This is a genomic window from Salinisphaera sp., assembly GCF_035690525.1.
GTDB lineage: Bacteria > Pseudomonadota > Gammaproteobacteria > Nevskiales > Salinisphaeraceae > Salinisphaera.
This window is the reverse complement of sequence record NZ_DASSKM010000071.1, coordinates 1-21,794: the sequence shown is the minus strand read 5'-3', so window position 1 is coordinate 21,794 and position 21,794 is coordinate 1. Positions and strand designations below refer to the sequence as shown.

The following is a 21,794-nucleotide window of genomic DNA, read 5'->3' as shown; positions in this document are numbered from 1 at the left end:
CACATCACCCGCGAGCCCGAGCAGGTCAAGGCCTTCCGCGACACCTGGCGCGATGGCATCCATTCCTATCTCACCTACCTGCGCGACCGGCTGACCGTGGCGCGGGATTTGCTCACCGAATCCGGCTCCATCTTCGTGCAGATTGGCGATGAGAACGTTCATCGAATTCGCTCGTTACTAGACGAAGTTTTCGGCGCAGAAAACTGTGTAAGCACAATCGTCTTCTCTAAAACGTCCGGCTCCACAGGCGATTTTCTAGGGCCGACCTTCGATTACATCCTTTGGTACGCAAAAGATTCTCAAAGAGTTAAGTACAGAAAGTATTTGATAGCAAAACAGCCCGGTAAAAAAGGCGGCAGCGGTTACAAAAATGTTCAACTTGCGAATCTGTCCCGTCGTCCTTTGAGAAAGGAGGAAATGGCAGATCCAAAATCACTGCCCTCTGGGAGCAAAATATACTTCCGAGATAATCTGACAAGCCAGAGTATCGGTCGTGAAAAGGGCGAAGGCGCAGCATCTTGGTTTGGGGTCGCGTTGGACGGAAAGGTACGTCATCCTTCAAATACTGTCCGCTGGAAAACAAACGAAAGTGGTTTCTCAAGATTGCTATCGGCTCGTAGGGTCGAAGCATCATCGAGCGGAAGCTTGGGTTATATCCGATTTCTGGATGATTACCCAGCCTACGAGCTTGCAGACATTTGGACAGATACACTCGGTCAAAATCAATTTGGCGGTGGCAAGATTTTTGTCGTACAAACAGCCTTATCCGCAGTTGAGCGCTGTTTGCTCATGAGTACCGACCCCGGCGACCTCGTACTCGACCCCACCTGCGGCAGCGGCACCACGGCCACAGTCGCCGAGCAATGGGGCCGCCGCTGGATCACCATCGACACCTCGCGCGTGGCGCTCGCGCTGGCCCGCGCCCGCATCATGGGCGCGCGCTATCCGTATTATCTGCTCGCCGACTCGCCGGAAGGCCAAGCCAAGGAAGCCGAAGTCACCCGCACCGCGCCGTCGACCGCGCCCACTCGCGGCGATATCCGCCAGGGCTTCGTCTACGAGCGCGTGCCGCATATCACGCTGAAATCCATCGCCAACAACGCCGAGATCGACGTGATCTGGGAACAGGCCGAAGCCAAACTGGCGCCGCTGCGCGAACAACTCACCGTCGAACTGCCCGACGGCTGGCTGGCCGAGTATCGGGACAAACAGCACTACACCGCCGAGGTGCCCGACGCCATCCAGGAATGGGAAATCCCGCGCGAGCCGCCGGCGGACTGGCCGGCGCCCGCCCGGTCGCTGGCCAGCGATTTCTGGGACCAGCGCATCGCCCGCCAGCAGGAAATCGACGCATCCATCGCCGCCCGGGCGGATTCGGAATATCTCTACGACAAGCCCTACCAGGATAAAAAGAAGGTTCGCGTGGCCGGGCCGTTCACGGTGGAATCCATCTCGCCGCACCGCACGCTGGGCGTGGACGAAAACGGCGAGCCGATCGACCCCGCCGACCGGAAAGACATCCGCGACGGCAGCGCGGCCAACGACCCGCAGGATTTCGTCGCCATGATTCTGGATAATCTGCGCACCGCCGGCGTGCAGCAGGCCCACAAGGACGGGGCCATTGTCTTCACCGCGCTTACGCCCTGGCCCGGCGATCTGGTCTGCGCCGAGGGCCGCTATACCGAAGGCGAAAACGACACGGGTAGCGCCTCGAACAACGAGCGGCGCGCCGCCATCTTCATCGGCCCCGAGTTCGGTACCATCTCCCGCGCCGATCTGGTGGACGCCGCGCGCGAGGCCGCCGAGGCCGACTTCGACGTGCTCATCTGCTGTGCCTTCAACTACGCCGCCCACACCACCGAGCTGGAAAAACTCGGCCGAATGCCGGTATTAAAAGCCCGCATGAACGCCGATCTGCATATGGCCACGGATCTCAAGAACACCGGCGGCGGCAACCTGTTCGTCATCTTCGGCGAGCCGGATATTACAGTGGCGAGTGAAGAGTGGTTGGTGGATAGCGGCGGTCGACGGGTTGCGCCTTATGAAATCTTTAAGCTCCTATCGGGAACTGATGGTCTGGCAGAAATCAATGGACTTGACCCTGAGCATTTACGAACTTACGCGCGGCTTTCCGTCCGAGGAGAAATTTGGGATTACATCGCAGATGCGGCGGGCCTGCGCATCGATTCCAGCGAACATCGCGGAGGGTCAGGCCAGGCGAACCACGGGCGAGTTTCTGGCCTCGCTTGGGATTGCGCGCGGGTCTCTAGCCGAATTGGAAACCTTCCTGAACTTGTCCGAGAGGCTGGGATATCTCAGCAAGAAGGATTCCGAGAGCTCGTTGAGCGCCTGCGTCGAGATCAACAAGATGCTAAACGCCTTGATGCGGTCACTATCCACTCGCCACTAATCACTATGCGCAAGTGCGCATCCACGGCGTCGACGTATTCCACCCCAACACCGGCGAAGTCCGCGCCGACGGCCCCGAGGGCATCGCCTGCTGGTTCATCGACACCGACTACAACAGCGAATCGTTTTTCGTACGGCAGGCCTACTTCCTGGGTGCGGCCGACCCGTACAAATCCCTCAAGACCACGCTCAAGGCCGAAATCAACGAAGACGCCTGGGACACGCTCTACAGCGACACCTCCCGCGCGTTCGACAAGCCGAGTTCGGGGCGGATTGCGGTTAAAGTCATCAATCATCTGGGCGATGAAGTGATGAAGGTGTTTCGCGTGTGAGTGATGCTCCGCCCCCGATACGTGCTAAAATGCCATAATTAAATACCATAACGGTGGTAGTAATGGGCCGCATGTCGATACGTGCAACCTATGCGCTGGATGAACAAACCGACCAACGCATCAAGCAGTTGGCCCGGGACTGGCATGTTTCGCAGGCCGAAGTTATCCGGCGCTCGATCCGGACTGTTGCGGAGCAGGCGCAGCGAAAATTGACGCCAGCCGATGTATTGGTCCGGTACAGCGAGGGGCCACTGCCCCGCAGCCCGGAGGAGACCGAGCGACGGATTCGAGACCTGCGTGAGTGGCGTCACGCTGACGACGAGAGCAGATTGGTAAAAGGCGAGTGATTCATCTCGATACCAATGCGCTGATCGCGTTACCACAATGGGTGGCCCAGAAAACGCCGATGGTCATGCGGGTGGTCAACGGGGAAGCCGCTTCTGTATGCGCGGTTGTCTGGTATGAGTACCTTGTCGGGCCGCTGGACGGTGACGAGGCAGAAATGGCCCGCGCCTTTCTGCAGGGCGGTATTCAAGAGATTTCGGAGGCAGACGCGGAATTGGCGGCGCGGCTGTATAACGACGCCGGACGCAGCCGCAGATTCAAAACGGACGCATTGATCGCGTCCAGTGCCATCCGCGCGGGCGCAGAACTGGTGACGTTGAATGCCGACGACTTCAAGCCCTTTGTTGGAAACGGATTGCGGCTGATGCCGGCGATGATCTGAGAGCTCGACATGCAATTCCGCATCGCCGACACCTTCACCGCGAGCCTGCGCAAGCTGGACGGTCAGGCACAGAAAGCCGCCAAGGACACCGCTTTCGAGATGCAGCTCGACCCGGCGAATCCGGGCATGCAGCTGCACCGCATCGACCGGTCGCGCGACGACCACTTCTGGTCGGTGCGCGCCAGCCGCGATATTCGACTGATCGTACACAAGACGGCCTCTAGTTTGTTGCTCTGTTACGTCGATCACCACGACAAGGCGTATGCGTGGGCCGAGCGCCGCCGGATCGAGACGCATCCGAATACCGGCGCGGCACAGATCGTCGAACTGCGCGAGACGACTGCAGACGTTGTCGTGCCCAACTATGTGCAGGCCGAAGAACAGTTGGGGGCGCGAGCACCGCTATTCTCAGCGGTCGCCGACGACGATCTGCTGGCCTACGGTGTGCCGACCGACTGGCTGGCCGGCGTTCGTGCGATTCGCGACGAAGGCGGCCTGTTTCAACTCATCGATCATCTGCCGGCAGAAGCGTCCGAAGCGCTGATCGAATTGGCGACGGGCGGCACGCCGACTCCTCCAGACGTCGCGGCAGAAGCCGCGGCGGACCCCTTCGAACACCCCGACGCGCAGCGGCGATTCCGCACGGTTAGCGGCCGCGACGAGCTGGCGGCTGCACTGGATTATCCCTGGGACAAATGGACGATATTCCTGCACCCTGCCCAGAAAACGCTGGTCGAGCGCGTCTTTAACGGCCCAGCACGAGTTTCCGGCTCCGCTGGCACCGGCAAGACGGTCGTCGCCCTACATCGCGCGGTCTTTCTGGCCAGACAGAGCGAAGACGCGCGCATACTGCTCACCACGTTCAACGATACGTTGGCCAACGCGCTACGGGCCAAGCTGCGTCGTTTGCTTGCTCACCAACCGCGGCTTGCCGAGCGCGTCGACGTCGCGGCTATCGACACGATCGCGCACGCACTCTATGAAAAACACGTCGGTCCGTCGTTGATCGCCGATGCGGACACGATAAGCGAAGCCTTGACGCGCGCTGCCGACGCGCGCGGCGCGGATCGGTATTCACATCATTTTCTCGCAACCGAATGGCGCGACGTAGTCGACGCCTGGCAACTGACAAGTTGGGAGGACTATCGCGGCGTCCAACGCCGTGGTCGCCAGACGCGCCTACCGGAATCCGGGCGACAAGAGCTATGGGCCGTATTCGAAAATGCACGCGAGACGCTGCGCCAGCGCGGACTGACGACCCTGGCAATGCTTTATGCCCGCCTCTCGGTACAACTGGCAGAACGCCGTCACCCGCTCTATGACCACATCGTCGTGGACGAAGCCCAGGACATTTCGATACCGCAACTGCGATTTCTGGCCGCAATGGCGCCCGACGCTTCGAACAGTCTCTTCTTCGCGGGCGATCTCGGCCAGCGCATCTTCCAGACTCCGTTCTCGTGGGCGTCGCTGGGCGTCGCGATCCGCGGACGCTCGACCACGCTCAAGATCAACTATCGCACTTCGCAGCAGATACGCGCGAGCGCCGATCGCCTGCTCGATCCGGAGATGGCCGACGTGGACGGTAACTGCGAGAGCCGCGCCGGCACCATTTCGTTATTCGAAGGGCCGACGCCTATGCTGAAGTCGTTCGACGAGCCGGCCGAGGAAGCCGCGTTCGTCGCGAATTGGCTGCGCGATCGCGCCGCGGATACCGAGCAGACTGGAGAGATCGCGGTCATCGTTCGCTCGGAGGCCGAAATCGAGCGCGGCCGTGCGGCTATCGAGGCCGCCGGACTCAAACCTGCAATACTCGACCAAGCACTGGCCGTGCCGAGTGATGCGGTCGCACTTGGCACCATGCATCGGGCCAAGGGACTGGAGTTTCGCGCTCTGGCCATCATGGCCTGCGACGACGAGGTGATTCCATCGCAGCCACGTTTGGCCGCGGCCGGCGACGCCGCCGCGCTGGAAGAAATCTACGCCACCGAGCGCCATCTGCTTTACGTCGCGATGACACGTGCTCGCGACGAACTCTTTATCAGCGGTGTTGCGCCGGTTTCTGAGTTTCTCGAAGATATCGATCGGCGTACCTGAATTCACACATGGCGTGCGCAAAAGGCTGATCGACCGCACTCCTGCAAACGGCCAGGCAAGATCGTTTCCGTCATCTCGGTCGATCTTGCTGCGCCCTGATTTGGACTTCGCGATCGCGACTGAAGCTTGATGGACTTCGACCAGATCCAATACCTGCGCCGCCAGCATCCGGCGTGGCGGCTGCTGGCCGCCGACAGCGCGCCGCTGATCATCGGGTTTTTACACCGCGCCTTCATCGCGCCCAACGCGCGCGCCATCGGCGAGGCCGATCTGGCCGCCGCGCTCGACGACTATCTGTTTGCCATTCACGACGCCGCGGGCGAGATCATCTTTCCCAAAGCCAGCCTGGACTACCTGGTCGACTGGAGCGCCGACGAGCGGCCGTGGCTGCGCCGTTATTATCCGCCGGATACAGACGAGCCGCACTTCGATCTGATGCCGGCGACGGAAAAAGCCGTCCAGTGGGCCACCTCGCTGGAATACCGCGCGCAGTTCGTGGGCGCCGAATCGCGACTGCGCACGGTCTTCGATCTGCTGCGCGAGCTGGTCCACGGTGCCGAAACCGATCCCGAACGGCGTATCGCCGAACTGAAACGCCAGCGCGCGGCCATCGACGCCGAAATCGAGCGCGTGGGGCGCGGCGATATCGAGCTGATGGACGCCACCCGCCAGCGCGAGCGTTTTCTGGAAGCCACCGGTACCGCCCGCGCGCTGCTGGCCGATTTCCGCCAGGTCGAACAGAACTTCCGCGACCTGGATCGCGCAGTGCGCGAGCGCATCGCAACCTGGGAGGGCGGCCGCGGCGCGCTGATCGGCGATATCCTCGGCGAGCACGATGCGATCGCCGATTCCGACCAGGGGCGCAGTTTTCGCGCGTTCTGGGATTTCATCATGTCGCCGGCCAGCCAGGACGAGCTCACCGAACTGCTATCGGCCGCCATGGAACTGCCCCACGTCGCCGAACTGGCACCGGATGCCGCGAACCGGCGCATTCACTACGACTGGCTGGCTGCCGGCGAGACCACCCAGCGCACGGTCGCCCTGCTGTCGCAGCAGTTGCGCCGCTATCTCGACGATCAGGCGCGGCTGGAAAACCGGCGCATCATGGAGTTGATCAAGCAGATCGAGCACCACGCGATCGCGGTACGCGAACAGCCACTGGCCGGTATCTTCGGCGAACTGGACGCGCCGGCGCCGAGTTTCGATCTGCCCATGGAACGGCCGCTGTTCACCCCGCCGATCAAACCCGATATCCGTGACCAGGTTTTGGTCGAAGGCGATGAAGACATCGACGCGAACGCCCTGTTCGATCAGTTCGCCGTCGACCGCGAGCGTGTGCGCGGGCATATCCGCGACACCCTCAACCGCGGCTCGCCGGCCACGCTCGCCCGCGTCATCGACACCCATCCGCTGACCCAGGGCGTGGCGGAACTGGTGAGCTATCTCACGCTGGCCGACGAGGCCAGCGAACCCGCCGTGGTCGACGAATCCATACGCGACGAAATCCGCTGGATCGACGCCGAACGCGGCCCGCGCCGCGCGACCATGCCGCGGGTGATCTTTTCGCGAGCGTGACACGCCTTTATGCTCGAGGCCATGAGTTCGTCCACTGACTTGTCGCCCTCGCCGGCCGATGCCGACGCTCCCTTGCCGGCCGACGGCCTGTCGCCGGTGGTGATATCGTTGTGCCGCGGCGTGCTCCACCGCGACGCCGCCCCGCGTGACTGGCAGACGCTGCTCGATCTAGCGCCGCGCGTGCGCGATTACGTGGCCGTGCTGAATCTCGAGTTGATGATCGACGAGGCCGAAGGCCATGCCTATCTGGCCCAGCGCCCGGCCGATGAAAACGCTGAAACCGACCTGCCGCGGCTGATCTCGCGCCGCCAGCTTTCATATCCGGTCAGCCTGCTGCTGGCCTTGCTGCGCAAGAAACTGGCCGAACACGATGCAACCAGCGGCGAACCAAGACTAATCGTCACCCGCGAACAGATCGTGGACGCCCTGCGCGTGTTCCTGCCCGACGCGGCCAACGAGGCCCGATTGCTCGACCGGATCGATACGCATATCAACAAGGCGGTCGAGCTCGGGATGCTACGCCGGCTGCGCGCATCAGGTGACGGCGCCAGCACGCGCTTCGAGGTCCAGCGCATCATCAAGGCGTTCGTCGACGCCCAGTGGCTGAACGAGCTGGAGGCCCGGTTGGCCGAGTATCGAGCGTACATCGATCCCGAGGCATCGACCGCCTCACGCAGCGAGGACGGCTGAGCCGTGTCGTCGTTGTCGCTGGATTTTGCCGCCGACGAGGCCCGGGCCGGATTCCGTCTGCAGGCCGTCGAACTCTACAACTGGGGCACGTTCCACGACCGGGTCTGGCGCATCGCACCGGACGGCGACAACAGCCTGCTGACCGGCGATATCGGCTCCGGTAAATCGACCCTGGTCGACGCGGTCACCACCCTGCTCGTGCCGGCCCAGCGCATTACCTACAACAAGGCCGCCGGCGCCGAAAACAAGGAGCGTTCGCTGCGCTCCTATGTGCTCGGCTATTACAAATCCGAGCGCAACGAATCCGCGGCCGGCGCGCGCCCGGTGGCGCTGCGCGATCACAATAGCTACTCCGTGATTTTAAGCCAGTTTCGCAACGCCGGCTTCGATCAGGACGTGACGCTGGCGCAGGTATTCTGGATCAAGGACCAGGGTCAGCCGCAGCGGTTTTATATCGTGGCCGATACCGCGCTGACCATCACCGAACACTTCGCCGATTTCGGCCCCGACCTGAACCAGCTCAAAAAACGCCTGCGGGCCACACCGGGCGTGGAAATCCACGACAATTTTCCGCCCTACGGCGCGGCGTTCCGGCGTCGCTTCGGGCTGGACAACGAACAGGCCCTGGAACTGTTCGCCCAGACCGTGTCGATGAAGTCGGTGGGTAACCTGACCGAGTTCGTGCGCACGCACATGCTGGAAGCCGCACCGGTGGACGCCCGCATCGACGACCTGATCGCGCATTTCGACGATCTCAACCGCGCCCACGACGCGGTGGTCAACGCCCGCCGCCAAATCGAGGCGCTCGAACCGCTGGTGGCCGACAGCCGGCAATGGACCGAACTCAACCGGCAGATCGAGGCCTGGCGCGCCGCCCGCGAGGCGCTCGCCCCCTGGTTTGCCGGCATCAAGGCCGGTTTGCTGGGCGCGCGCATCGAGCGGCTGGATACCGAAGGCGCCCGAACCGAACGGCGGATCGACAATCTTCGTGCCAAGCAGCGCGCGCAGGCCGACACCCGCGACGATCTCAGAAACGCCATCGCCGCGCACGGCGGCGAGCGCATCGAACGGCTTGCGCGCCAGATCGAAGAACAGAAGCGCGAACAGGCCAACCGCCAGAAGCGCGCCGAGAGTTATAACGCGCTGGCACGGAAATTGGATTTTGCACCCGCCGACAACGCCGAGCGCTTCGACGACAACCGGCGCGCGCTAAGCCAGGCGCAGGAGACGGCCGAAAACCGCCGTAGTGCGCTTCAAAACGAACACGTCGACGCCGAAATCGCGTTTCGTGGCCTCAAGGACCAACACGACGAGCTGGACACCGAGCTGGCGTCGCTGCGCCAGCGCCGCTCCAATCTACCGGCCGCGGTTCTGGCGCTGCGCGACCGGCTGTGCGCCGATCTCGATCTGGCGCCCGACGAGGTGCCGTTCGCCGGCGAGTTGATCCAGGTCCGCGAGGACGAGCGCGACTGGGAAGGCGCGGCCGAACGCCTGCTGCATAATTTCGGCCTGTCGCTGCTGGTCGCCGACGCGCACTACGCGCGCGTGGCTGACTGGGTCGAGCGCACCCATCTGCGCGGCCGGCTGGTCTATTATCGCGTGCGTGAAACACGCGCGGCGGACACGGTCGATATCGGCCCCGATTCGCTGGTGCGCAAGCTGGCGGTCAAGCCGGATTCGGCGTTCTACGCCTGGCTGGAAGCCGAACTGGCGCGGCGCTTCGACTACGCCTGCTGCGCCGATATGGCCCGTTTTCGGCGCGAGCCGAAAGCACTGACCCGCGCCGGCCAGATCAAGACCGCCGGCGGCCGGCACGAAAAAGATGACCGCCACGCCATCACCGATCGCTCGCGTTATATCCTCGGCTGGTCCAACGAGGCCAAGATCGCCGCACTCGAACAACAGGCCGCCGATCTGGAAACCCACATGGCCGGGGACGGGCGGAAAATTGCCGATTTGCAGACCCGGATCCGCGACCAGAATCAGCGCGTCGAGCGGCTCGGCCAGCTCGCGGTCTACGCAGATTTTGCCGAGCTGGACTGGCAGAGCATGGTGGCCGAGATCAGCCGCCTGGAAGACGAAAAGAACGCACTGGAGGCCGCCTCCGATACCCTGCGGACGCTGCGCGCGCAGTTGGCCGAACTCGAGACGGCGCGCGGCCAAACCGAGCAGTCGCTCGAAGCCGCGCGCGCCGAGTACGCGAAGCTCGAAGAACGGCGCGACGTGGCCGCGCGTCTGCGCACAGAGGCACAATCCGCGTACGACCAGGCCAGCGCAACCGAGCGCGACGACATCTTCCCGCGCCTGGAAGAACTGCGCGCACAGGCATTGGGCGAAATCCAGATCACGGTTGAATCCTGCGACAACAACCAGACCCGGATGCGGCAATGGCTGCAGGCCGAAATGGATCGCGAAGACAAGCGCGTCAAGCGCCTGGCCGATGCCATCGTGCGCGCGATGACCGAGTTTCGCACCCGTTGGCCGTTGGAGACCCGGGAGTTCGATGCCCACGTCGAAGCGGCCGGCGAATACGCCGATCTGCTGGAACGACTGACCGCCGACGACCTGCCGCGCTTCGAGGCCCGCTTCAAGCAGTTGCTCAACGAAAACACCATTCGCGAGGTCGCCGGCTTCCAGGCCTATCTCAACCAGGCGCGCGAGCGTATTCGCGAGCGCATCGACATCATCAATAAATCTCTGCGCGATATCGACTTCAACCCGGGCCGTTATATCGCCCTGCTGGCCGACACGACCAGCGATCCCGAGATCCGGGATTTCATCCGCGATCTGCGCGCGACCACCGAGGGCACGCTCGCCGGCGGTGAAAACGCAGCCTACTCGGAAACCAAGTTCGAACAAGTACGCCAGATCATCGCCCGCCTGCGCGGGCGGGAAGGCACCGCCGAGCTCGACCGGCGCTGGCGGCGCAAGGTCACGGATGTACGCAACGGCTTCGTGTTTTCCGCCGCCGAACGCTGGCGCGAGGACGATGCCGAGCACGAGCACTACAGCGATTCGGCCGGCAAGTCCGGCGGTCAGAAGGAAAAACTGGCCTATACCGTGCTCGCGGCGAGCCTGGCCTATCAGTTCGGCCTGGAAGCCGGCCAGCGCCGCTCGCGCACGTTTCGCTTCGTGGTGATCGACGAGGCGTTCGGCCGCGGCTCGGACGAATCGGCGCGCTTCGGCCTGTCGCTGTTCGAGCGGCTCAACCTGCAGTTGCTGATCGTCACCCCGCTGCAGAAGATCCATATCATCGAACCGTTCGTGGCCAGCGTCGGCTTCGTGGCCGCGCCCGACGGCGCGCATTCGCAAGTGCGCAACCTGTCGATCGAGGAATATCGCGCCGAAAAGAGCGCCCGCGAGGCCATTTCGCCTTCGACTATCGATGGCTGACCCGCCACCCTGGACCACGCCGGCCGATCTGCGCGCCCAGCTCGAGCGCCGCTGGGCACGCGGCGAATTGTTGGCCGCGCGCGTGACTGGCGAGTCGCTATTCCCGCTGGCGCTGCGCTTGAAAAACCCGAGCGGCGGCGATATCGCCCGACACTTCGACGCCGTGCGTGCCTGGATCGACGCGCTGCGGCAGGCCAGTGCCGAGGCCCGCGGTTTTGGCTACACCCTGACCTGGCAAAGCGTTCGCAACCGCGTGCACGGCGCCAACGACGTGCCCACCGGCGCCAGCGTGGCCACCGCCGAGGACGGGCTGAAACTCATCGGCCGCAGCCGCGACGCCGCGCGCTTCGATTCGATTATCGAGCAAACACGAGAAAACCAACCGACGCTGCTGGACTGGCTCGCCCGGCGGCCACTCACCGCGCTCGAACACGCCGACGACTGGCCGCGATTGCTTACGCTCGTCGACTGGTTCGTAGCGCATCCGCGCCCCGGCTGCTATCGCCGCCAGCTCGATATCGCCGGCGTGGACACCAAGTTTATCGAAACCCGCCGGCGCGTGATCGGCGAGTTGCTGGATCTGACGCTACCGGCGGCGGCGATCGACGCGCAGCATACCGGCGCGGCCGGCTTCGACGCCCGCTACGGCCTGCGCGGAAAGCCACCGCGGCTGCGTTTTCGGCTGCTGGATTCTCAGCTCGCCATCGCCGGGCTGACCGATCTGGCCGTGCCGGCAGCCGAATTCGCCGGGCTGACACTGGACCGGCGCACGCCGACGGTCGAGACCGTGTTCATCACCGAAAACGAAATCAACGGTCTGGCTTTTCCGCCCGTCGAGCGCGCGCTCGTCATATTCGGTCTCGGCTATGCGCTGGACGCGCTCGCCGATATTGCCTGGCTGCACCGCGTCGCCGTCTACTACTGGGGCGATCTCGATACCCACGGCTTTGCCATGCTCGATCGCCTACGGCGTTATCTGCCGCACGCAGAGTCGCTGCTCATGGATCGCGCGACCTTTGATGCCTATCTACATCTGGCCGGCAACGAGTCGGCGAAGCAACGCTTTACCGGTACGCTGACGCGGCTGACGATGGCAGAACAAGAACTGTTCGAAACCCTTAGAGACAACGCGCTCGCCGACAATCTTCGACTGGAACAAGAGCACATCGGTTTCGGCTGGGTCGAGGCACGCCTTCGCGAACTGGCGCATCGCCCCGGCCTTGCGGCGGATCATTAGCACGATCCGGTCAAAGTCCCACGACAGAATCGTGTTGAACGAGCGCCGCGCGCCCCATCAAAGTGTCACCAGATCGCGTAGCTCGCTGTCTGACAGTTCACTGATCCACTGCTCGCCGCTGGCCACGGTCAGATCGGCGAGTTCTTTCTTGGACTGGATCATTTCGTCGATGCGTTCTTCAAAAGTGTTTTCGGTAATCAGGCGATGCACGACGACGTTGCGATTCTGGCCGATGCGGTAGGCGCGGTCGGTGGCCTGTGCCTCGACGGCCGGGTTCCACCACAGGTCGTAGTGGATGACTTGGCTGGCGGCGGTCAGGTTCAAGCCGGTGCCGCCGGCCTTGAGCGAGGCCACCAGGGCGCGGGCGCCGTGGTCTTGCTGAAAAGAGGCCACCATGACGTCGCGCTGCTTACGGGTGAGACCGCCGTGCAGGAAGGGAACCTCCAGGCCCAATTCGTCGCGCAGGGCCGTGACGAGCAGCTCGCCCATCTCCGTATACTGGGTGAAGATCAAGGCTTTTTCGCCCGCGGCCTCGACTTCGCGCATCACGTCGATAAACGCGGCCAGCTTGCCGGACTCATCAATATCGGCGCGCTCGTGCTTCTGGAATTGCGCCGGGCTGTTACAGATTTGTTTGAGCGCGTTGAGCAGTTTGAAGATAATGCCGCGCCGTTCGATGTCCTCCTCGCTGCGGGCCAGATCCTTCATGATCGTGTCCACAGTGGTCTGATACAGTGAGGCCTGTTTCGGGGAAAGCGTGCAATAGCGGTTGGACTCGATCTTGTCGGGCAGGTCGGCGATGATCCGCTTGTCCGATTTCAGTCGCCGGAGGATGAAAGGCGCCGTGATGTCGCGAAATTTGTTCAGCGCGACCTGATCGCGGTCGCGCTCGATCGGGTTGGCGAAGCCTTGCGCAAAATGCTTCTGGCTGCGCAGGTATTTCGGATTGATGAAATCGAATACGCTCCAGTATTCGCGCAGCCGGTTTTCCACCGGCGTACCGGACAGGCCGACCTTGATACCGGCTTTCAAGCGCTTGATCGCTTTCGTCTGAGCGGCCGCCGGATTTTTGATGTTCTGGGCCTCGTCGATGGCGATGACCGCCCAGCGCGGTTTGGCCAACGTTTTGGCGTCGCTGCGCACTAGGCCGTAACTGGTCAGCACCACGTCGTGTTCGTCGAGTGCTAACTTTCGACCCGGGCCGTGGAAAATCCGGACCGCCAGCGTCGGCGCAAAGCGCTCGATCTCGTGGCGCCAGTTGGTCAAAAGCGAGGTCGGCACCACCACCAGCGCTTTCGACTTGTCCAATCTTCCGGTCTCCTTGAGATGGAGTAGAAGCGCGATCACTTGCAGCGTTTTACCCAGGCCCATGTCGTCGGCCAGCAGCGAGCCGAAGCCCAGCCGGGCGTTCTGAGCCAGCCACTCGTAGCCGCGTTTTTGGTACGGGCGTAGTTGGGCTTCGAGCGCGTCGGGCACCGGCGGCGGCGACTCGGGCCGGATCAACTGATCGAACAACTCCCGGGCATCGTCCTGCGCTACGACTTCGGCGCCGTCGAGTTCGCCGGCCAGCCCCGCCTGGAGCAGCTCCGCGCGCGACAGCTCGGCCGGTGGCGTTTCGAGCGTGTCCAGCAATTGGGAAACCTCGCGCTCGTCGACCATGACGTACCGGTCGAATAGCCGCACCAGCCCGGAGGCGTTTTCCACCAGCCGCCGAAATTCATCGACGGAGACGCGCCGGTCGCCCACCGCAACCTGCCAGTCGAAATCCAGCAATCGGTCGAGATTGAGATAGCTCACCGACGCCTCGGCATCCGAGCTGGACAGCGACAGGCTCGCCTGCGGGCGGGTCAGATTGCGCAGCGCCTTGGGTAGGATCACGCCGATGCCCAGCATGCGCAACGCCGGCAGCACCTCGCGCAGGATCGGGGTGAACTCGCTCAGAGAATAAACCAGCGCGTCGTCGCTGTCGTCCGGCCTGCCTTCGGATTCGTACAATCGTTCGACATCCGGGAAATAATCCGCGAGCACCGCCAGATCGGCGAGCACCGCCGCCTTGGCCTGGCCGCCGCCGGCTTGGGCGAGCCAGTCGGATATGCCGGCAAAGCCGCCGTCGCCCTCGACGGTCAGCGCCACGCCCAGTTCGTCGTCGCCGCGCTCATCGACCCTCAGATGCAGCCGGTGCGCACGCTCGCCCAGGGTCAGCCGGCGCAGCCAATGATTGATGAGCTGCGGCGTATCGCTGGTTTCGAACGGGTCGAATCGCACCGGCTGACCGGTGAAGAACAACCGTTTGACCGGATCGTCGGCGCGCGCCTCGGCGGTGCTCTCGAAGCCCCGGCGCACGAAAAAACCCAGCAGCAGATGCAGCGCGGCCAGAAGCTGGGTCGGCGCATCGGCGTAATAATGCACGCGCCGGCGCCCGTGTTTGATTTCCAGTCGTACCAGATCCGGCGGGCACAGCGCGCACAACCGCTCGAACAACTCGTCGACCGGTGCGGACAGCCGCGCCGGATGCCAGACGACAAGCGTCCGATCCTGGCTGTTCGCGCCCACCCACGGCACATAGGCGCCCTGCTCGATCAGCTTGAGCGCGAAGCGCAGCAGCGTGCGCCAGAGAAAAACAGAGTGCGCCAATCGCGGCTCGCGCTCGGCGGGCAAAGCATGCAGTTGGCCCAAGAAATTTTCGAACGGATCGGCCGCGCGTTTCCTGTGGACCGCCTTGAACAGCGGCTTGTCGTCGGCGCGCATCTCGATGAGCGCGCCGCCGTCGTCGATGATCGCGGACAGCCGCTCCAACGGCTCGACCTCGGCTCCGTCGGCTTCGGCGTCCCGGTCGAAAGCGCGGACGGCCCGACGCGCGCGCTTGTACTGCGTCGCCAATATCTGGTGAAAATCCTTGCCGTGGAACAGCGGCTGCACCGACAAAATGGTGAAAATCCGTGATTCGACCGCCGGCACCCGCGACAGATCGATATCGGCGAATACCTCGCTCGTCGGCGGCTCGAAGCTCGCGATCTGTGGTTCGTCCGACCAAGCTTGTGACAGCACGGGCAGCGTGCCCAGCGAGGCGAGAGCCACGCCCGCGCGCGCCTCCAGCGCGGCGGCCAAATCCATGCCGTGGAGCGCGAACACGATGAACGGATTCTTGTCGATCTCGCTGGCCAGCAGATAGATCACCGCCGCAATATGCTTGCAGGGCAGCGCCTCGTCGGGACAGGAACAGCGCGCCTTGATATCGCGCCAGGAACGCGGAAACAGCCGGATACTGCGCTCTTCGAGCAGCTTTTGCACGTGAGGCGGTAACTGACGCCCCAGCAGGCGCGACAACAGCACCGGGCTGTTTTCCACCGTCGCCAGGATTACGTCCTGATCGGTTTTCGAAAACGCCGGCAGAGCCACCTCGACCTGATACGGCTGTGGACGGCTACCCAAAACCCGGGCCGTAACGGCCGCATCGCCGATATCGATGGCGCGCACCGAACCGTTGTTCGCATAGCGCCGCCCGCGCGGCAGCCGATTGGCCTCGTCGATGCCGTCAAAAGCGGCCAGCCACTGCCGGCCCCACCATGTGCGTCCGAAATCGGCCATGTGCGATCAGCCTGCGGTCATGGGCCGGCCGCTCAGAGCCGGCCCGTCAGTACGGGGAGCGATTATTCCTGTCGCTTCAGGGTAATACCCGAGTCGTCGCCAAGATGGATGAACTCATGCGATGCGCTCCGTATTAAATTGGGGTATCGAAGCCGCTCTCAACTGCAGGATTCTTACGATTTCAATATCTTGAATCGCCAGTCTCCTTGTAGAAGATGGTGTTGTCGCTGCCGTAGCCGGTGGGAAACAGTCTTTTCCGACCGCTACGCCGGCTCCGGATTGTTCGCGGCCGGCTTGGCGTCATCATCGGTACGGCGAATCAGCGTACCCACGCCGGCATCGGTAAACAGCTCCAGCAGCACCGCGTTCTCCACACGCCCGTCGACGATATGCGCGGCGCGCACGCCGGAGGCCACGGCGTCCAGTGCGCATTCGATTTTGGGCAGCATGCCGCCGTGGATGACTTGCGTCTCGATCAGCTCACGCACCTGATCGGGCGTGAGGCCGGTCAACAGATTGCCGTCGGCGTCGAGCACGCCGGGCGTGTTGGTCAGCAGCATGAGCTTTTCGGCGCCCAGCACTGAAGCGATCCGGCCGGCCACCAGATCGGCGTTGATGTTGTAGCTACGCCCGTCGGCGCCGACGCCGATCGGCGCGATCACCGGGATGAAGTCGTCGGCTTCCAGACGCTCGACGATATGAGGGTCGATCTCGGCGACCTCGCCGACCAAGCCCAGATCGGTCTCGTCCTCGACCAGCGCCAGCTTACGCGCCGAGATCAGGTTGCCGTCCTTGCCGGTCAGGCCCACCGCGCGCCCGCCGTGCTGGTTGATGAGATTGACGATCTCCTTGTTGACCAGCCCGCCGAGCACCATTTCGACCACGTCCATGGTTTCTTCGTCGGTCACGCGCATGCCCTTGATGAACTCGGTTTGCTTGCCGACACGCTCCAGCACTTTGCCGATCTGCGGGCCGCCGCCGTGTACGACCACCGGGTTGAAGCCCACCAGCTTCATCAGCGCGATATCGCGGGCGAAACCGGATTTGAGATCCGGGTCGATCATGGCGTTGCCGCCATACTTGACGACCACGGTCTTGCCGGCGAAACGGCGGATATAGGGCAGTGCTTCGCCGAGCACGCGGGCGACGCGCGCGGCGGCTTCGGGGTTCAGGGACATGCGTCTGTTGTGCTCCATGGGCCGTTGCCTCGTCCGCCGTGATTCAAGCCACGCCGGTCGAGCCGAAACCGCCGATCCCGCGCGCGCTGGTATCGAACTCGTCGACCAGCGCGAGGTCGGCGGCGACCACCGGGATCAGCACGAGCTGGGCGATGCGCTCGCCGGGTTCGATGGCGTAGGCGACGTCGGCCCGGTTCCAGACCGAAACCTTGAGTTCGCCCTGATAGTCCGAGTCGATCAGGCCGGTGCCGTTGCCGAGCACGATACCGTGTTTATGCCCGAGCCCGGAGCGCGGCAGGATCAGGCCGGCGAGGCCCGGATCGGCGATATGAATCGCGAGCCCGGTGGCCAGCAATTCGCAGGCGCCGGGCGCCAGCGACAGCGGCGTATCGATCATCGCCCGCAGATCGATGCCGGCCGAACCGGCGGTGGCGCGCCGGGGCATGGGAAAATCGCGACCGAGGCGGTCGTCGAGGCGTTTCATCTGCAGTTGCGTCATCGGCCATTCAGAGTCGTTTGAGCCAGTGTGATTTTGGGAATATCAGGTCAGACGCTCGCCGATCAGGGCAACGAGATCGCGGGCCAGATCGGCCTTGGCGGCACGGGCCAGAGGCTTTTCGCCGTCGTCCCAGATCACCAGCAGTTCGTTGTCGTCACGGCCGAAAGCCTTGTCCGGCCCGACCCGATTGGCCGCGATCATCGAGAGCCCCTTGCGCTTGCGCTTGTCGCGGGCGGCCGCTTCCAAGTTCGTGGTTTCGGCGGCGAAGCCGAGCGTGAACACATCGGGATACGCGCCGGCGACCTCGGCGATGATGTCCTTCGTGCGCGCCAGGCGCAGGCTGGCCTCGCCGTCGGATTTCTTGATCTTGTCGGCCGCCGCCTCGGCCGGGCGATAGTCGGCGACCGCGGCGGCGCCGATGAAAACATCGGCGCCCGGCATCGCCGTCATCACGGCATCGAACATTTCGCCGGCGGATTCGATCGCGACCCGCTTCACGCCCGCGGGCGCCTCCAGCGTGGTCGGCCCGGAAACGAGCGTAACTTTCGCACCCGCCGCCACGCACGCCGCCGCCAGCGCGTAGCCCATGCGCCCCGACGAGCGGTTGGTCAAATAGCGCACCGGATCGAGCGCTTCCCGGGTCGGCCCGGCGGTGACCACGACCCGCCGGCCCGCCAGAACACCGTGATCGGCGTAGCGGGCGGCAAGCGCATCGCGGATGGCTTCCGGCTCGGCCATGCGCCCGGCGCCGGTCTCGCGCTCGGCGAGTTCACCGGTTTCCGGGCCGATGCAGACCACGCCGCGCGCGCTCAACGCCGCCATATTCGCGCGTGTGGCCGGATGCGCCCACATCACTTGATTCATCGCCGGCGCGACCGCGATCTCGGCGCGCGTCGCCAGACACAGCGTGGACAACAGATCGTCGGCGCGCCCGGCGGCCAGTCGTGCGAGCGTATCCGCGCTGGCCGGCGCGACGAGCACCAGATCGGCCCAGCGCGCCAACTCGATATGCCCCATCGACAGCTCGGCGGATTCGTCCCAGAGATCGTCGCGCACCGGGCGCCCGGAAACCGTGGCCAGCGTCATCGCGGTGACGAATCGTTTCGCGGCGTCGGTCATCACGACCTGCACGTCCGCGCCGGCCTCGATCAGGCGGCGCACGAGGATCGGGCTCTTGTAGGCGGCGATGCTGCCGGTCACCCCGAGCAGCACGCGACGTTGGGCCAGCGCTTGCATGCGTTCTATTGTACCCGGGAAGTCCGCGCTCGATGAGGCGTGGGCCGAACACCGCTTCACGGGGGGAAATAGATGCGAATCACGGACTGGCCGGCCACCGAACGGCCGCGCGAGAAGCTGCTGGCGCGCGGCGCGGGCGCGTTGTCGGACGCCGAGCTGCTGGCGATATTCCTGCGTACCGGCGTCGCCGGCATGAGCGCGGTCGATCTGGCGCGACGGCTTTTGACCGACTACGGCAGCCTCGACGCCCTGCTGTCCGCCGACCGGGCGCGGTTCACCGCCGGGCGCGGCCTCGGCGAAGCCAAATACGCGCAGCTACAGGCGGTTCTGGAGATGGCGCGGCGCCACGCCGGCGAGACCGTACGCGAGCGCGATGCGTTGAGCGATCCGTCGGCCACACGCGCCTACCTCGCGCTACGGCTGGCGCGCGTCGAACACGAAATCTTCGCCTGCCTGTTTCTCGACAACCGCAACCGGGTGCTCGCCTTCGAGGAGTTGTTCCGCGGCACCATCGACGGCGCGCCCGTCTACCCGCGCGAGGTGGTCAAAACCGCATTGGCGCACAATGCCGCGGCGGTCATCCTGGCGCACAATCATCCCTCGGGCGTGGCCGAGCCGAGCGCGGCGGATCGCGACATCACGCGGCGCCTGGTCGACGCCCTCGCGCTGGTGGATATTCGAGTGCTGGACCACGTGATTGTCGCCCGCGAAGCGACGACGAGCCTGGCGGAGCGCGGCATGATGTGACATGCACAAAATTAGCGACAATGTCGTTGCGCGCAGAAACGTCCCGTCCGGACAAAGCGTTCACGGCTTAAGCAAGAGAAAACCACGAACGGCGGTTGTACCGCGAACGCGTTAATGGTTAAATACGCGGCTCGCCGACGCCGAACAAGCGCGCGATCAGGAGTTTTCGCATGTCCCAGATTTGTCAGGTGACCGGCAAAAGGCCGATTACCGGTTATAACGTCTCGCACGCCCACAACAAGACCAAGCGGCGCTTTGTGCCCAACCTGCACTGGCACCGGTTTTGGGTCGAGGCCGAGCAGCGCTATGTGCGCCTGCGGGTCTCGTCCAAGGGCATGCGCATCATCGACCGTCAAGGCATCGACAGCGTGCTTGCCGCGATGCGCAAGCGCGGGGAGAAAGTCTAATGCGCGAAAAGATTCGCATGGTCTCGACCGCGGACACCGGGTTCTTCTACACCACGTACAAGAACAAACGGAACAGCCCCGACAAGCTCGAGATGAAGAAATACGACCCGAAGGCGCGCAAGCACGTGACCTTCAAGGAAGCCAAGATCAAGTAACCGCGGTTGAGAATGCAATCGCGATTGCGTCACGAATAAGCCGGCACGCGCCGGCTTTTTTGTGGCCGGCGTAACGGCCCGTCGCCCGGTCCTTGGTTAAACTGGCGCTCTATGGTCGAGGGCCGGGCGGACAAGGGGCCGGCCCGTGGGTTCGAGAGGGGTCATGGAAAGCGATTGGCTGCTGGCCGCGCAGGGGCTGGCGCGCGATTACGGCGGCAGGCGCGTCGTCGCCGACGTCGATCTGCGGCTCGGCGCCGGCCACGTGCTGGGCGTGCTCGGGCCGAACGGGGCCGGCAAGACCACCATACTTCGCATGCTCGCCGGCACCCTGGCGCCGAGCGCGGGCCGCCTGGCCATCGCCGGCATCGACCTAGTCGAGCGCCCGCGCGCGGCCAAGCGTCATCTCGGCTACTTGCCCGAACGCCCACCGGTCTACCCGGAGCTCACGGTCGACGAATATCTTGCTTTCGCGGCGCGCCTGCGCGGCACTTCGCGCGCCCGGCGCGCGGCGGCGATAAATGCCGCCAAGGCCGATTGCGGTCTGACCGAGGTCGGGCGGCGCCTGATCGGCGCGCTGTCCAAGGGTTATGCCCAGCGCGTCGGGCTGGCCCAGGCGATCGTGCATCGACCCGATGTGCTGATCCTCGACGAGCCGACCGCCGGGCTCGACCCGTCGCAGTTGATCGGCGTGCGCGAGTTGATCGGCCGGCTGGCGCGCGAGCACAGCGTCATCATTTCCAGCCATATCCTCGGCGAGATCCAGGCCGTGGCCTCGCATGTCGTGATCGTGGATCGCGGGCGGCTGGTGTTTCAGGCCAGCCGCGAAGAGCTGACCCGGCACGCGAACTGGCTGGAAATCGGCCTCGCCCACGGGCCGGACACGGCTACTCTCTCCGCCTTGCCCGATGTCGCCGAGGTCCGCGAGACCGGCCGAGGGCAGTGGCTGATCCGTCCGCAAGCCGGCCGTGATATCCGCACTGCCCTGGCCGGGCACGCGGTCGCCCACGGTTGGGGCCTGCATACGCTGGCGGCCCGGCCGACCAGCCTCGAGGAACGCTTCATGCGCGTGATCGGCGCCGGCGACGACGCGAAAAGACCGCGCACATGAGCGCGGCGCCGGCCATCGCCCGTCACGAGACCGCGCGGCTGTTCGCCTCGCCGCTGGCCTGGGTGCTGCTCGGTTTCACCCAGCTTCTGGTTGGCGTGTTGTTCATGATGTCGCTGACCGATATCTCGCTCAATCCCCGGCATTTGAATGCCTACGACGGCGTATCGGAAATGGTCGGCGCCGGCATGTTCCGGTTCGCGACCCTCATCCTGCTGCTGGTGGTGCCGCTGCTGACCATGCGCGCCTTCGCTGAGGAACGAAAGACCGGCACCCTGGAACTGCTGCTGGCCGCGCCCGCCTCGGCCACCGAACTGGTGCTCGGCAAATTTGCCGGCGTGATGATCTATCTCACGCTGAGTTGGGCCCTGATCGGGGCCCTGCCGGCCACGTTGAGCGCTTTCACGCCGCTCGACTGGGGC

The 21,794-nt window shown here is 64.3% G+C and carries 17 protein-coding genes and 2 pseudogenes; 15 read left to right on the top strand and 4 right to left on the bottom strand.

All coding sequences use genetic code 11. The annotated features are described in order from the left end of the window. The 10 genes and pseudogenes from VFJ08_RS15715 to VFJ08_RS05455 all read left to right on the top strand — a co-directional run. A pseudogene (locus VFJ08_RS15715) lies at positions 1-2,001 on the top strand (site-specific DNA-methyltransferase); the annotation flags it as partial. A gap of 40 nt (positions 2,002-2,041) precedes the next feature. Next, on the top strand, positions 2,042-2,410 hold the full coding sequence (locus VFJ08_RS05490; protein ID WP_324995984.1) for a four helix bundle protein: 369 nt from the start codon (positions 2,042-2,044) through the stop codon (positions 2,408-2,410). 10 nt (positions 2,411-2,420) lie between these two features. Further along, positions 2,421-2,741 (top strand): annotated as a pseudogene (locus VFJ08_RS15850) (site-specific DNA-methyltransferase); the annotation flags it as partial. A 71-nt stretch (positions 2,742-2,812) separates the two neighbouring features. After that, complete coding sequence (locus VFJ08_RS05485; RefSeq protein ID WP_324995980.1) at positions 2,813-3,088, top strand: ribbon-helix-helix protein, CopG family; 276 nt, start codon at positions 2,813-2,815, stop codon at positions 3,086-3,088. Further along, positions 3,085-3,468 carry a type II toxin-antitoxin system VapC family toxin gene (locus VFJ08_RS05480; RefSeq protein ID WP_324995978.1) on the top strand — a complete coding sequence of 128 codons (384 nt, stop codon included), beginning with the start codon at positions 3,085-3,087 and terminating at the stop codon, positions 3,466-3,468. The genes VFJ08_RS05485 and VFJ08_RS05480 overlap by 4 nt, the downstream gene beginning before the upstream one ends. A 9-nt stretch (positions 3,469-3,477) precedes the next feature. Continuing rightward, the gene (locus VFJ08_RS05475; RefSeq protein ID WP_324995976.1) at positions 3,478-5,562 is read left to right on the top strand and encodes a 3'-5' exonuclease; all 2,085 of its coding nucleotides are present in this window, start codon (positions 3,478-3,480) and stop codon (positions 5,560-5,562) included. 129 nt (positions 5,563-5,691) lie between these two features. Beyond that, the gene (locus tag VFJ08_RS05470) at positions 5,692-7,137 is read left to right on the top strand and encodes a DUF3375 domain-containing protein (RefSeq protein ID WP_324995974.1); all 1,446 of its coding nucleotides are present in this window, start codon (positions 5,692-5,694) and stop codon (positions 7,135-7,137) included. A 21-nt stretch (positions 7,138-7,158) separates the two neighbouring features. Continuing rightward, positions 7,159-7,827: a DUF4194 domain-containing protein gene (locus VFJ08_RS05465; protein ID WP_324995972.1), complete on the top strand. Its 669-nt coding sequence runs from the start codon at positions 7,159-7,161 to the stop codon at positions 7,825-7,827. Between the two features lie 3 nt (positions 7,828-7,830). Continuing rightward, complete coding sequence (locus VFJ08_RS05460; RefSeq protein ID WP_324995970.1) at positions 7,831-11,220, top strand: ATP-binding protein; 3,390 nt, start codon at positions 7,831-7,833, stop codon at positions 11,218-11,220. After that, on the top strand, positions 11,213-12,457 hold the full coding sequence (locus tag VFJ08_RS05455) for a DUF3322 domain-containing protein (protein WP_324995968.1): 1,245 nt from the start codon (positions 11,213-11,215) through the stop codon (positions 12,455-12,457). Before VFJ08_RS05460 ends, VFJ08_RS05455 begins: the two co-directional genes overlap by 8 nt. Before the next feature lie 57 nt (positions 12,458-12,514). On the opposite strand, the gene VFJ08_RS05450 is transcribed toward VFJ08_RS05455, so the two are convergent. The 4 genes from VFJ08_RS05450 to coaBC form a co-directional block, all read right to left on the bottom strand. Next, positions 12,515-16,045, bottom strand: coding sequence for an SNF2-related protein (locus VFJ08_RS05450; RefSeq protein ID WP_324995966.1), 3,531 nt, complete (start codon positions 16,043-16,045; stop codon positions 12,515-12,517). A 263-nt stretch (positions 16,046-16,308) separates the two neighbouring features. After that, entirely contained in the window at positions 16,309-17,223 is a 915-nt protein-coding gene (gene argB / locus VFJ08_RS05445; RefSeq protein WP_324995982.1) for an acetylglutamate kinase, read from the bottom strand. Between the two features lie 43 nt (positions 17,224-17,266). Beyond that, positions 17,267-17,722: a dUTP diphosphatase gene (gene dut, locus VFJ08_RS05440; protein WP_324995964.1), complete on the bottom strand. Its 456-nt coding sequence runs from the start codon at positions 17,720-17,722 to the stop codon at positions 17,267-17,269. A gap of 42 nt (positions 17,723-17,764) precedes the next feature. Continuing rightward, entirely contained in the window at positions 17,765-18,958 is a 1,194-nt protein-coding gene (gene coaBC, locus VFJ08_RS05435) for a bifunctional phosphopantothenoylcysteine decarboxylase/phosphopantothenate--cysteine ligase CoaBC (RefSeq protein ID WP_324995962.1), read from the bottom strand. Between the two features lie 72 nt (positions 18,959-19,030). On the opposite strand from coaBC, the gene radC reads away from it, so the two are divergent. From radC to VFJ08_RS05410, 5 genes are all read left to right on the top strand, one after another. After that, a complete protein-coding gene (radC, locus tag VFJ08_RS05430; RefSeq protein ID WP_324995960.1) occupies positions 19,031-19,705 on the top strand; it encodes a RadC family protein in 675 nt (224 codons plus the stop codon). A gap of 170 nt (positions 19,706-19,875) precedes the next feature. Beyond that, entirely contained in the window at positions 19,876-20,112 is a 237-nt protein-coding gene (gene rpmB / locus VFJ08_RS05425; RefSeq protein ID WP_324995958.1) for a 50S ribosomal protein L28, read from the top strand. Beyond that, positions 20,112-20,267, top strand: coding sequence for a 50S ribosomal protein L33 (gene rpmG / locus VFJ08_RS05420; RefSeq protein WP_324995956.1), 156 nt, complete (start codon positions 20,112-20,114; stop codon positions 20,265-20,267). Before rpmB ends, rpmG begins: the two co-directional genes overlap by 1 nt. A 163-nt stretch (positions 20,268-20,430) precedes the next feature. Next, on the top strand, positions 20,431-21,375 hold the full coding sequence (locus VFJ08_RS05415; RefSeq protein ID WP_324995954.1) for an ABC transporter ATP-binding protein: 945 nt from the start codon (positions 20,431-20,433) through the stop codon (positions 21,373-21,375). Further along, on the top strand, positions 21,372-21,794 hold a 423-nt coding region (locus VFJ08_RS05410), incomplete at its 3' end, for an ABC transporter permease (protein WP_324995952.1). The genes VFJ08_RS05415 and VFJ08_RS05410, both read left to right, overlap by 4 nt.